The organism is Amycolatopsis sp. NPDC059235, from assembly GCF_042754125.1.
GTDB lineage: Bacteria > Actinomycetota > Actinomycetes > Mycobacteriales > Pseudonocardiaceae > Amycolatopsis > Amycolatopsis albidoflava.
This window is the reverse complement of sequence record NZ_JBHZAG010000039.1, coordinates 1-12965: the sequence shown is the minus strand read 5'-3', so window position 1 is coordinate 12965 and position 12965 is coordinate 1. Positions and strand designations below refer to the sequence as shown.

General features: G+C 71.8%; 9 protein-coding genes. 8 read left to right on the top strand and 1 reads right to left on the bottom strand.

Translation table 11 applies throughout. The features are described 5' to 3' along the window. The first annotated feature begins 77 nt into the window (after nt 1–77). The 8 genes from ACFXI3_RS24395 (at nt 78) to ACFXI3_RS24360 (ending at nt 11572) form a co-directional block, all read left to right on the top strand. Nucleotides 78–4343: an AAA family ATPase gene (locus ACFXI3_RS24395; protein ID WP_378402368.1), complete on the top strand. Its 4266-nt coding sequence runs from the start codon at nt 78–80 to the stop codon at nt 4341–4343. Between the two features lie 168 nt (nt 4344–4511). Further along, nucleotides 4512–5960 carry a 30S ribosomal protein S12 methylthiotransferase RimO gene (rimO, locus tag ACFXI3_RS24390; protein WP_378402366.1) on the top strand — a complete coding sequence of 483 codons (1449 nt, stop codon included), beginning with the start codon at nt 4512–4514 and terminating at the stop codon, nt 5958–5960. Continuing rightward, complete coding sequence (gene pgsA / locus ACFXI3_RS24385; protein ID WP_344284753.1) at nt 5957–6604, top strand: CDP-diacylglycerol--glycerol-3-phosphate 3-phosphatidyltransferase; 648 nt, start codon at nt 5957–5959, stop codon at nt 6602–6604. Before rimO ends, pgsA begins: the two co-directional genes overlap by 4 nt. Then, entirely contained in the window at nt 6604–7068 is a 465-nt protein-coding gene (locus ACFXI3_RS24380) for a CinA family protein (protein ID WP_378402364.1), read from the top strand. Before pgsA ends, ACFXI3_RS24380 begins: the two co-directional genes overlap by 1 nt. Before the next feature lie 100 nt (nt 7069–7168). Continuing rightward, nucleotides 7169–7618: a helix-turn-helix domain-containing protein gene (locus tag ACFXI3_RS24375; RefSeq protein WP_162834710.1), complete on the top strand. Its 450-nt coding sequence runs from the start codon at nt 7169–7171 to the stop codon at nt 7616–7618. Between the two features lie 254 nt (nt 7619–7872). After that, nucleotides 7873–8721: a PspA/IM30 family protein gene (locus ACFXI3_RS24370; protein WP_182893389.1), complete on the top strand. Its 849-nt coding sequence runs from the start codon at nt 7873–7875 to the stop codon at nt 8719–8721. A 35-nt stretch (nt 8722–8756) separates the two neighbouring features. Then, nucleotides 8757–9740 (top strand): hypothetical protein, encoded by a 984-nt coding sequence (locus tag ACFXI3_RS24365; RefSeq protein WP_344284767.1) that lies wholly within the window; start codon nt 8757–8759, stop codon nt 9738–9740. 530 nt (nt 9741–10270) lie between these two features. Continuing rightward, nucleotides 10271–11572 (top strand): hypothetical protein, encoded by a 1302-nt coding sequence (locus tag ACFXI3_RS24360; protein ID WP_378402361.1) that lies wholly within the window; start codon nt 10271–10273, stop codon nt 11570–11572. Nucleotides 11573–11743: 171 nt separating this feature from the next. On the opposite strand, the gene ACFXI3_RS24355 is transcribed toward ACFXI3_RS24360, so the two are convergent. Further along, nucleotides 11744–12772 carry a quinone-dependent dihydroorotate dehydrogenase gene (locus tag ACFXI3_RS24355; protein ID WP_378402359.1) on the bottom strand — a complete coding sequence of 343 codons (1029 nt, stop codon included), beginning with the start codon at nt 12770–12772 and terminating at the stop codon, nt 11744–11746. Nucleotides 12773–12965: the final 193 nt, after the last annotated feature.

Here is a 12965-nt window from a genome sequence, read left to right as displayed (position 1 = left end):
CGCGGAGCGTCCCGGGTTGGGCACAATGGGGCGGCGGCGGGCTTGCCGCACGGGCACCTGAGGGGGAGCTGGTTTTTTTGACGCGCGCAGGGTGGGACGCATTCCAGGCCGCACAGTCCGAGGCGGCGGCGGGCCGGACGGCCGCGCTGACCGGCCCGGACGGCGTCGGATGGCTGCTCGTCCCCGGCCAGGCGTGGCAGCGGCGGCTGCCGGACGGGAACTGGCAGTACACGCAGCCCCCGTCGGATCCCGGCTACCGCGGCGCCGCCCGGCTCGTGCCGCCGCCGGGCACTCCCGCTCCCGGCGTGCCCGCCCCGGGCGGTTACGGCGCGCCGCAGCAGTACCCGGGCGGCCAGCAGGGCTACCCGGGCCAGGGCGGCGGCGGAGGCCCCCGGCCGCCGTACCCCGGCCAGCAGGGCAACCCGGGCGGATTCGCCGGACCGCAGGGCAATCCAGGCTATGCCGGTCCGCCCTCGCCGCAGGGGAATCCCGGCGGTTACCCCGGGCTGCAGGGCACTCCGGGCGGCTATCCCACACCGCAGGGCAACCCGGGCGGGTTCTCCGGACCGCCTGCGCCGCAAGGGAATCCGGGCGGCTACAACGGCCCGCCCTCGCCTCCGCAGGGCTACCGCCCGCCGCAGCCCGGGTTCCCGCCCGCGCCGCAGGGCGGCCCGTGGTCCGGCCAGGTACCGGCGCAGCCGCCGCCCGCCGCGCCCGCGCCTTCCGGACCGCAGCCGCCCGCCGCGCCCTCGGGGCCGCTGCCGGTCGCCCCGCCGCCGGTCCCCGCGAGCGCCCCGGCGCCGAATCCCGCCCAGCCGCCGCAGATCCGGGTGGAGAGCCTGGGCCAGACCGGGATGTTCGTCGCCGGGACCGAGTCGATGGCCGAGTTCGTCGCGCGCGCCACCCGCGTCGTCGCCTGGGCGGACGCCACCCGGCACGGCACCGCGAACGGCCCCGGCGAGCCGCCGCCGCCCGAACCGGAGCGGCCGGGTTCGGACGGCTCCGGCAACAACGTGCTCGGCGACATGGCGCGGCACAGCCGGTCGGTCACGCTCGACCTGCTGGCCGCGGGCAACCGGATGTGGCAGCGCAAGGAGCAGTCCCGCTACGAAAAGGCGTACGAGGAATGGCAAACCGCCTACGCCGAGTGGGAGAAGCGCGAAGCGGCCCGGATGACGGCGGGCACCAAACAGCCGAACCCGTTCATCCTGCTGGTGGGGGAGGCGAACACCGGCCAGCGCCGGTTCACCCGGGCGATGAAGGCGTCGCTGACCGAGGCTGAAGTCGGGTTCGACACCGCCGAGTTCTTCGACTGCGCCGCGCTGCTCGCCGAGTACGCCGACGACCCGGTCGAGCGCTCGGTGCCCGCGACGATCAACGACATCGAGAACGGCGGCTCCGCGCTGCTGCTGGCCGAGCGCGTCGACGCCCTCTTCGAGAAGGACCTCGCCGCGACGGTCCGCATGCTGCGCAATTACGCCCGCGACCAGGACAGCTGCCGCCTGATCATCCTGGACGGCACCGAAAAGGTGCTCGAACAGCTCAGCACCGAGGCCCCCGACCTGGTGCAGACCATGCTGCAGTACCGGCTGCCCCGGTTCGACCGGCCCGCGGAAGCCGCCGCGCTGCTGGACGTCCTCGCCCGGGAACGCTCGTTCGGCCTGCCGGGCGACGTCCGCGATCGGCTCGCCGCGCTGGCCAAGGAACCCAGCGCCCGCACGGTGGAAGCGCTGCTGGACGCGGCCTCGCGGCAGGCGATCAGCCGCGGCGCGACGCCGGGCAGCCGGATCGAAATCGGCCATCCGGACATCGAGCCGCTCGTGGCCGCGGCGGGACAGCGCGGCGGATCCTCGATCGAGGAGCTGCTCGCCGAGCTGGACGGGATGATCGGCCTCGACGCGGTCAAGGAGCGGGTCCGCTCGCTGACGTCGGAGATGACGATCGACGCGCGGCGCCGGGAAGCGGGCATGAAGGTCGCCGTGCGCAGCCGTCACCTGCTGCTGACCGGGAATCCGGGCACGGCGAAGACGACGGTCGCCCGGCTGCTCGGCAAGATCTACCGGGCGCTCGGCGCGCTGCCCAAGGGCCACGTCGTCGAGGTGACCCGCACCGACCTGGTCGGCGAGTACGTGGGCCAGACCTCGCTGAAGACCCGCGCGGCGGTCCAGCGGGCCGTCGGTGGCGTGCTGTTCCTCGACGAGGCGTACAACCTGGTCAACGACAAGGACGACGACTTCGGCCGGGAAGCGGTCGCGGAATTGCTGGTGCAGATGGAAAACCACCGCGAGGACCTGGTGGTCTTCGCGGCCGGTTACCCCAAGGAGATGGACGCCTTCCTGGAATCCAACTCCGGCCTGCGCTCGCGGTTCGCCGGCACGATCGAATTCCCGGACTACTCCAACGACGAGCTGGCGCAGATCTTCCGCGCGATGGCGAAGGGCCAGGGCTACGAGCTGTCCGCGGACCTGCTCGCGGCGCTGCCGGAAGCGGTGCGGCGGATCCCGCGCGGCCGCGGCTTCGCGAACGGCCGGTCCGCGCGCGTGCTGCTGGAAGCGGCGATCGGCAAGCAGTCGACCCGGTTGACCACCGACGGCGGCGCGGACCTGGTCACGCTCGTCGCCGCCGACCTGCCCGGTCCCGGCGAGTCCGGCGTGGGCGCGGTGGACGATTCCGGACCGCGGCGCAGTCTCCCGGAGCTGCTGGCCGAGCTGGACGCGATGATCGGGCTCGACTCGGTGAAGCAGCGCGTGCGGTCGATGGTGGACGAAATGGCCGTCGACGCGCGGCGGCGGGACGCGGGCATGAAGGTCGCCGTCCGCAGTCGCCATCTGCTCTTCACCGGCAACCCCGGCACGGCGAAGACGACGGTGTCGCGGCTGGTCGGGCAGATCTACCGCGAGCTGGGCGTGCTTCCGTCCGGCCACCTGGTCGAGGTCGGCCGCGGCGATCTCGTCGCCGAGTTCACCGGTCAGACCGCGCCGAAGACCCGCGAGGTGTGCGAACGGGCCGCGGGCGGCGTGCTGTTCATCGACGAGGCGTACAACCTCGTGCGCGACGACAACGACGACTACGGCAAGGAAGCCGTCACCGAACTGCTGGTGCAGATGGAAAACCATCGCGAGGACCTGGTGGTCTTCGTCGCGGGCTATCCCAAGCAGATGGACGAGTTCCTCGAGTCCAACCCCGGGCTGCGGTCGCGGTTCTCCGGCCGGATCGAGTTCCCGGACTACTCCAACGACGAACTCGCCGGGATTTTCGCGGTGATGGCGAAGAGCCAGGGCTACGAGCTGTCCGCCGACCTTTCCGCGGCGCTGCCCGAGGCGATCCGCCGCATCCCGCGCGGCCGCGGGTTCGCGAACGGCCGGTCCGCGCGCGGCCTGCTCGAAGCCGCGATCAGCGGACAGTCCAGCCGCCTCGCCGCCGCGCCGGACACACCGTCGGATCAGCTGGCCGTCCTGGTGGCCGCGGACTTGCCGGGCGAAGCCGGGGTCGCGGTCAGCGACGACGCCGGACCGCGCCGGGGGCTGGACGACCTGCTGGCCGAACTCGACGGGATGATCGGCCTGGACGAGGTGAAGTCGCAGGTCCGCGCGCTGGTCGCGGAAACGCGGCTGGACGCGCGCCGCCGCAAGGCCGGGCTGCCGGTCGGGGCGCGCAGCAGGCACCTGGTGTTCACCGGCAACCCGGGCACGGCGAAGACGACCGTCGCGCGCCTGATGGGGCAGCTGTACCGCGAGCTGGGCGTGCTGCCGTCCGGGCACCTCGTGGAGGTCGCGCGGCCGGACCTGGTGGGCGAGTACATCGGCCAGACCGCGCCGAAAACCCGCGAGGTGTGCGAGCGGGCGATCGGCGGGCTGCTGTTCATCGACGAGGCGTACAACCTGGTCCAGACCTACTCCAACGGGACCGACTTCGGCAGCGAGGCGGTCGCGGAACTGCTGGTGCAGATGGAGAACCACCGCGAGGACCTGATCGTGATCGCGGCGGGCTACCCGGCGGACATGGACCGCTTCCTCGACGCCAACGCGGGCCTCCGGTCCCGCTTCGGCGCCACCGTGCACTTCGCCGACTACGACAACGCCCAGCTGGCCGCGATCTTCACCGCCATGGCGGGCAAACAGGGCTACCGTCTCGACGCCGGGCTCGCCGAAGCGCTGCCCGGATTCATGGCGGGCCTCGACCGCGGCACCGGGTTCGCGAATGGCCGTTCGGCCCGTGGCCTGCTCGAACGCGCGATCCGCGCGCAGGCGATGCGGCTGGCCGGCCCGGACGTCGACCTGGAAGCGCTCGACGACGCCGAGCTGACGCTGCTGACGGTTCCGGACGTGTCCACAGCGGAGTGACCCGCTCGGGTGCTCAAGCCCCGCAGGTCCGTGAAGGGCTCCTTGAGGGAATCTGATTCCCTCAAGGAGCCCTTCACGGACGGCGAACCCCGGCCGGAGGAGACCGTGTCACCGCACTGGGCGACGCCGTCGCGGGGCGGTCCGAATGCGACGGCTACCCTGAACGTCGTGCCTTCTCCAGCCGCTGATTCCGCTCGCGCCCGCCGTGTCTCCCTCGTGACCTTGGGCTGCGCCCGCAACGAGGTCGATTCCGAGGAGCTGGCGGGCCGGCTGGCCGCGGGCGGCTGGGAACTGGCCGCCGAACCGGAGGACTCCGACGTCGTCGTGGTCAACACGTGCGGGTTCGTCGAATCGGCCAAGAAGGACTCGGTCGACACGCTGCTCGCCGCGGCCGACACCGGCCGCAAGGTCGTCGCGGTCGGCTGCATGGCCGAGCGCTACGGCAACGAACTCGCCGACAGCCTGCCCGAGGCCGACGCCGTGCTCGGCTTCGACCACTACGCCGACCTGTCCTCGCGCCTGGACGACGTGGTCGCCGGCCGCGCGATCGCCGCGCACACCCCGTCCGACCGCCGCAAGCTGCTGCCGATCAGCCCGGTGCAGCGGCCCGCCGCGACGGCCGAGGTCGAGGTGCCCGGGCACGCGCAGCACGGCTGGGGCCCGCGCGTCCTGCGCACGCGGCTGGACGATTCCCCGGTCGCCGCGCTGAAGATCGCCTCCGGCTGCGACCGGCGCTGCTCGTTCTGCGCGATCCCGTCGTTCCGCGGGTCGTTCGTGTCCCGCCAGCCCGACGAGATCGTCGCCGAGGCGGCCTGGCTCGCCGAGAACGGCGCGAAGGAACTGTTCCTGGTCAGCGAGAACTCCACCTCGTACGGCAAGGACTTCGGCCGCGACGGCACCCGCGCGCTCGAACTCCTGCTGCCGCGCCTTGCCGAGATCGACGGCATCGAGCGCGTCCGCGTGTCCTACCTGCAGCCCGCCGAAACGCGGCCGCAGCTGGTGCAGGCCATCGCGACCACGCCGGGCGTCGCGGACTACTTCGACCTGTCCTTCCAGCACTCCAGCGAGCAGGTGCTGCGCCGGATGCGCCGGTTCGGGTCCACCGATTCCTTCCTCGCGCTCACCGAGCAAATCCGCGAGTACTCGCCCGAGGCGGGCATCCGCACCAACGTGATCGTCGGCTTCCCCGGCGAAACCGAGGACGACCTGGCCGAGCTGGAGCGGTTCCTCACCGGCGCCCGGCTCGACGCGGTCGGCGTGTTCGGCTACTCCGACGAGGACGGCACCGAGGCGGAGACCTTCGACGGCAAGCTCGACCCGGCCGTGGTCGCCGAGCGCGTCGCGCGCATCTCGGCGCTGGTCGAGGAGCTGACCGCGCAGCGCGCCGAGGACCGGATCGGCACCTTCGTGGACGTCCTGGTCGAGCACGACGGCACCGACGGCGACGACGCGGTCGGCCGCGCCGGGCACCAGGCCCCCGAGGTCGACGGCGAGTGCGTCATCCTCGAGGACGAGGACACCAAGCCGCTCGCGGTGGGCGACATCGTCCGCTGCGAGGTCGTCGACTCCGCCGGCGTCGACCTGGTCGTCCGCCCGGCGCCGGACGCCGGCCGGTGAGTGCCGCGCCCAGCGGGGCGGGCGAGGGCGTGCCCCGCGCCGCTTCCGAGGGCGGGGCACAGCTGCCCGAAGCCACCCCGGTCCCGACGCTGAACCTGGCGAACCTGCTCACCATCTCGCGGCTCGTCCTGGTCCCGCTGTTCGTCGTGGCGCTGTTCACCGGCCACGGCGAGGACACCACGTGGCGCGCGATCGCCACCGGGCTGTTCGCCATCGCGTCCGCGACCGACCAGGTCGACGGCTGGGTCGCCCGCCGCTACGGGCTCATCACCGACTTCGGCAAGATCGCCGACCCGATCGCGGACAAGGCGCTCATCGGCGCCGCGCTGATCGGGCTCAGCGCGCTGGGGGAGCTGGGCTGGTGGGTCACCATCGTGATCGCGGTGCGCGAGATCGGCGTGACGCTGCTGCGGTTCTGGGTGATCCGGCACGGCGTGATCCCGGCCAGCCGCGGCGGCAAGGCGAAGACGATGGCGCAGATCCTCGCGATCGTGACCTATCTGCTGCCGCTCCCGGCCGGAGCGGACCCGGTGCGCTGGGCGCTGATGGGGATCGCGGTGGCGCTGACGGTGATCACCGGCGTCGACTACCTGGTCCGCGCGATCCGGCTGCGCGCCGCGGGCCGGCGCGCGATGGGCACGTGATGACCGAAGCGCGCGAACTGGTCGCGACCCTCACCCGCCGGGGGGAAACCGTGGCGGCGGCGGAGTCGCTCACGGCCGGTCTCGTCTGCGCGACGCTCGCCCAGGTGCCGGGCGCGAGCGCGGTGCTGCGCGGCGGACTGGTGGTCTACGCCACAGAGCTGAAGGCCGCGCTCGCCGGCGTCGACAACCAGTTGCTGGCCGAACACGGAGCGGTGCACCCCGAGGTCGCCGCACAGCTGGCCAGGGGCGCGCGGGAGCGCTGCGGGGCGACCTGGGGTCTCGGCCTGACCGGTGTCGCGGGGCCGGATCCGCAGGACGGCGTGGCCCCGGGAACGGTGTACGTCGGGCTCAGCGGACCGGGCGTGAACACGGTGCGTGAACTGGCCGAGTCCGGTGACCGGGACACGATTCGGACCGCGTCGGTGCGCGCCGCGTTCGCGCTGCTCGGGGAACAACTAGACTGAAAACGGCGTTCGCCCTTGGCGTACGTACGTGTCAAGTCCTGCACTCGGGGCACCGCTCTGGGTAACGTAGGAGGCACCAGTTCGGGAAGGGAGGCGCGTGATGACCGTGCTGTTGCGCGAGGCGATCGGTGATCGGCTCCGTCATGCCCGCACCAACCAGCGTCGGACGCTGCGTGACATCTCCCGCGCCGCCCGGGTGAGCCTCGGCTACCTGTCCGAGGTCGAGCGCGGCCAGAAGGAAGCTTCCAGCGAGCTGCTGGCGTCCATTTGCGAGGCGCTGGAACTGCCGCTGGGCGAGCTGCTGCACAAGGTCGCCGCGGACGTTTCGGCCCTCGACAAGGTCGAGGTCGCACCGGTGGAAGAGGTGGAGACCGCACCGAGCCAGACGGTGCCCGACCGCGGCGAGGCCGGGTTCGAAGGCGGCCGCCTGGTGTCGGAGCTGATCGGCGACGACCTCTCCGACCTGCGGCTTCAGCCCGCTCCGCGGATGAACACGACGTTGCGGACCACGATCGGCGCGCCGAAGCTGGCGTCCACGATCGCGGCGTAACGCCCGCGCTGTTTCGCTGCACGGCCCCGGGGATCTCCCCGGGGCCGTCGGCGTGCGCGGGGTTCCCCTTCCGGGCCGGTCCCGACCGCCGGTCAGGGCTGACCCTGAATTCCCCCGGGGTCGCCTGGAACGGCGGAGGCCGACCTGACACGATGGAACCCAACGCCGGGGTCGGTACGTTGTGCGACTAGGGGAGCGACGCCCCGCCCCGAAGCAATCAGGGCCCGTGGGACGCAAGAAGGCAGGCGGAGGAGATGGCCAACCCGTTCGTGAAGTTCTGGAAGTACATGATGGCGGCGTTCTCGTCGAAGATCGACGAGCACGCCGACCCGAAGGTACAGATCCAGCAGGCCATCGAGGAGGCGCAGCGCAATCACCAGGCGCTGACGCAGCAGGCCGCCTCCGTGATCGGCAACCAGCGGCAGCTGGAGATGAAGCTCAACCGCCAGCTCGGCGAGGTCGAGAAGCTGCAGGCCTCGACGCGCCAGGCGCTCGTGCTGGCCGACGAGGCCCGCGGCAAGGGCGACGAGGCGAAGGCGACCCAGTTCGAGACCGCGGCGGAGAGCTTCGCCGCGCAGCTGGTCACCGCCGAGCAGAGCATCGAAGACCTCAAGACGCTGCACGACCAGTCGCTGCAGGCGGCCACGCAGGCCAAGCAGGCCGTCGAGCGCAACGCGACGATGCTGCAGCAGAAGCTGGCCGAGCGCACCAAGCTGCTCTCGCAGCTGGAGCAGGCGAAGATGCAGGAGCAGGTCTCCGCGTCGCTGAACCAGATGAGCCAGCTGGCCGCGCCGGGCAACACGCCGTCGCTGGAAGAGGTCCGGGACAAGATCGAGAAGCGCTACACCACCGCGCTGGGCTCGGCGGAGCTGGCGCAGAACTCGGTGCAGGGCCGCATGATGGAGGTCCAGGAGTCGGCCACGCAGATGGCGGGCCACTCGCGGCTGGAGCAGATCCGCGCGTCGATGCGCGGCGACTCGGTCGCCCAGGTCACCGACGGCGGAGCGGGCGCGGCCGCGGCCAAGCCGGCCGCCGCGTCGGGCGACATCCAGCGGGAGATCCAGGCCCGCGTGCAGGCCGAACAGGGCAAGAACCCGGCCTGACCGGCCGGGCACGAGCGGCGCAGGGGGTAGCGCGGATGGCCAAGCGGCGGGACTTCAGCGAGTTCAACGCCAAGCTCGAGAAGCACATCGAGCGGTTGCCCGACTACGCCCAGCGCGCTCAGGAAAAACTGCAGCGGTACTTCCCGCCGGCCGAGGAAGCCGGCGGGAAGCCGCAGCAGAGTCAGCGCGGTCCGGTCTCGCCGCCGCCGGTGCCGCGCCGCCCGTCGAGCGCGGCCGCGTCCGCGGCGTTCTCTTCGGTCGCCGGGCAGGTGCCCGCGGTCGCCGAGGTGCGGGCCAAATGGCAGCGCTGGAACGAACCGAGCGCGAAGCACCAGCGCCGGATCCGCCGCACCTCGCGCGTGCTCACGTTGTGGGTGCTGGTCACGATCCTGCTCGGGATCCTCACCGTGCTCACCGCCACCGGCCTGCTGGGCGGAGCGGTGGCCGGCCCGGAGATCGGGCAGGCGGTGTTCTCCGGTTTCGCGACGCTGGTGTTCGGCACGTTCAGCGTCCGCACCGGGATGCGGTTGCGAGAGCTGAAGAAGGTCGAACTTCCCGCCGCGCCCAGCGGCCCGCCGCCGCTGCCCGCCGCCGCTTCGGCCGCGCGCGAGCCGATGGAGCGGCTGGCCGAGTCCGAGGCTTCGCTGCGCGAACTCTTGAAGCAGCTTTCCGTGCCGACTTCGCTGGGCACCACCGCGGTTCCGGAAGTCTCGGTCGCCGACGCCCGCGCGACGGCCGACGAGGCCGCCCGTGCGCTGCGCGGCCTGGCCGACCGGATCCAGGCGATCGAACGGGGCCGCAATTCCGCGCCGGAACGCGAACGTTCGGCGTTGCAGGCCGCGGTGGCGAAACTGCGCGAACAGCTCGACGACGGAATCGAAGGCTACGGCGGCCTGGTCGCCGCGGCCGGTCGTGCGGTGGCGGCGAGCAGCGACGGGATGGTGACGTCGCGGGAGGCGCTGACGGACGCGACGGACCGGCTCGCGGGGTTGGCGCTGGCGTTGAAGGACCTGGGCTGACCAGCCTGGCCCGTTTGCCGGGTCGTGCGGCGCGATTCCGGGAATCGCCGCGGCTGGTCGAGCGGTGACGGCATGGTCACGTCGCGAGAGGCACTGACCGACACGACGGACCGGCTCACCGGGCTGGCGCTGACGGTGAAAACCAGCCTGCGCTGGCCATGTCGCCAGGGTCGTGTGGCGCGGTAATCCGCTGCGAAACGCCCGATCCAGGGGTGAATGTGGTCCGGGTGCCCAGCTTCGCGGCGACTCCGGGAATCGCCGCGGCCGGGCGGAAACGCCGTCCTGATGGCCGAGTTTGGGATTCCGGTCGGCGCAACCGGACAGTCCGGCCGCGACGGTGCGTGAGTTTCCCCCGCACACCGCAACAATCGCGTAATCCGATCCTGCTGGTGACGGAAACGTCTGCGGTTTAACGTTTTTCCCATGAGGTCGGTGTTGGCACCCGCCAGGCCCGGCGTCACGGGCTGAGGTTCGCGGCGCCGGACGTACACAGTGGACTCCTCCGATCCCGCCGAGGAAAGGACGCCCTCGTGACTACGCTCCCGCCGGAACCTGATCCTGTTCCCGTCCCCCCGCCCAGCTCGCACGAGCGGGTCCGCACCGCGTTCGAGCGGCTGGCGAAAGCCGACCGCCCCGGGCTCTGGGCTTCGGTGCGCACCATGGAGGAAGTGCTCGTCGAAGCGAAAACCGTCGACGAACGCGTTCACGCGGGCGAAGACCTCCCGCTGGCCGGAACCGTCTGCGCGGTCGACGCCGACGCCCCGCCCGAGCTCGCCCGCCTGACCGACGCCGGCGCGGTGGTCCTCGGAACCGCCGTCGCGGACCCGGAAAACGCGGCGGTGGGTCTCGAGATCGTCGACCTGGCACTGAATTCCTCCGCGCGAGAGATCGCCGCCCCGCCCGGGGTGCTCACCCTCAAACCGACGCCCGGACTGATCCCGGGAACGACCGTTTCGGTGTCCGCCCAGCGACTCACGACCGCCCAGCGAGCCGTCGCGGCGATGCTCGGCGGCCTGGACCCGGCTGCCCGCGAATGGCCAGCGGACGTCCGCCTCGGCACCGGAGAGCACCCGCGCCTCGGCATTCCCGCCGAAGCCAGTCTCCCGCTGCCCGCGAGGAGGGCGTTCGACGTCGCTGCTGCCTCTCTGGAGGCTTCCGGTGCAGTCTTGGTCCCGGTGGACGTCAGCGCGTTTTACGGGGCCGGAAACGCCCTTGGAGCCGGCTCGCTGCTGGCCGATCTGGACGCGCTGCTCCTCCCGACCGTCGGCGTTCTGGACTCGACCCTGAACGCCCTCGACCTGGCTGCGGTGACCGTGCCGGGCGACCGGCGGCCGTACGGGATCACGGTGGTGACGCGAGCGTTCGAGGACCAGATCGGCATCGACCTGGCTTCGGTGCTGACCGGGGAGCAGTCGCCGGATCCGTACCCGAGCGAGAGCGTCGACGTCGTGGTGTTCGGTGCGCACCTGTGCGGGCAGCCGCTGCACGACGAACTGCACGGGGCGCGGTTCGGCGGTCTGGTCCGGACTGCTGAGCGGTATCGGCTGGTGCTGCTCGACGGTGTCACGCCGCCGCAGCCCGGAGTGGTCTCCGGCTCGGCCGGCGTGGACGGCGAACGCTGGCGGTTGTCTCCGGCGGCGTTCGGCCGTTTCGCGGCCGGGTTGGCGGCGCCGTTCGTGGTGGGCCGGGTGGAGTTGGAGGACGGGAGTTCGCCGCTCGCGGTGCTGTGCGAACCAGCGGCCGCGGTTGGCGGGGAAGGTCTGGACCGGTACGCGTCCTGGCGGGGCTATCTGCGGTTCGTGAGCACTGGCGGGCCGCGGTTCCCCGGCTGAGGCGGACGGGCCCGAGTGCGCACAGTCGGACTCGGGCTCGCCCGACTGGCGACGAGCAGGCCGGGAAGGCCACACGTCTGGTTCTCCCGAGCGGGCGCTCGCCGGTGGAGGAGACCCGGTTTGTGTGCCTGAGCCCAGACTTCGCCGTCCGACCGTTGAGTCCAGGCCCCGCTACCGACCCGCCGCGAGCCCCCGGCCGACGCGGCGGACCAGGCCGGGGCCGTGCAGGGCGAAGCCGGTGTAGAGCTGGACGAGGCTCGCGCCGGCGTCGAGCATGCGCCGGGCGTCGTCCGGGCCGAGGATGCCGCCGACACCGATGATCGGCAGCTTGCCCTCGGTCTTTTCGTGGACGAAGCGCACGACTTCCGCCGAGCGTTCGGTCAGCGGGCGGCCGGAGAGACCGCCGGCTTCCGAGGCGAGCGCGGCTTCGGCGGGCGCGATGCCGGCGCGGGAGAGGGTGGTGTTGGTCGCGATGATGCCGGCTACGCCGTGGTCCAGGCAGACTTCGAGGAGTTCGGCGAGCGCGTCGTCGGTGAGATCGGGGGCGACTTTCACCAGCAGGGGCGTGTTGCCGCCCAGTTCAGTGCCGGTCTTGCGGAGTTCGGCGAGCAGCTCGGCGAGTGCGGATTTGTCTTGCAGCGCACGGAGGCCGGGGGTGTTCGGGGAGCTGACGTTGATCGCGAAGTAGTCGGCGAAGGGGTGCAGCGCGCGGAGGGAGTAGCGGTAGTCCTCGACGGCCTCGTCCAGCGGTGTCACCTTCGATTTGCCGATGCTGATTCCCAGCGGTACCGCGGGTTTTCCGTGCGCGGCGAGGCGGTCGGCCAGGGCTTGGGCTCCGTCGTTGTTGAAGCCCATGCGGTTGATGACCGCGTCGGTGGCGGGGAGGCTGAAGAGGCGGGGTTTGGGGTTGCCCGGCTGGGGGTGGCGGGTGACTGTGCCTACTTCGATGAAGCCGAAGCCCAGGGCCGGCCAGGCGTTGAGGGCTCGGCCGTTTTTGTCCATGCCTGCGGCTAGGCCGATTTTGTTGGGGAAGGTTAGGCCTAGGACTTCGGTGGGATCGTTCGTTCGGTACGCCTTCGAGATGGGGCGGAGGGCGGTTCCGGCTCGGCTCAGGAGGGTGACTGTGCGTTCGTGGACTACCTCGGGGTCGTGGTAGGCGAGCCGGTACATCGCTGGGCGGACGATCCTGTCGAAGAGCACGTTGCCCATGCTGCCGTATCGGGGGTGGGTTGGCTGGGGTGGCTTCGGTTCTTGTGGCGGGGGTCGCGTCCGGGGTTACTGCTCGTCGCCTGGCGGCGACATCGGTCCTTGGTTGCGTGGGGCACCCCGAAGCTTGATTGTGCTGACGGTCTGGGGGTGCTTGTCAAGGCGGGAAAGATGCCTTGACAAGCAC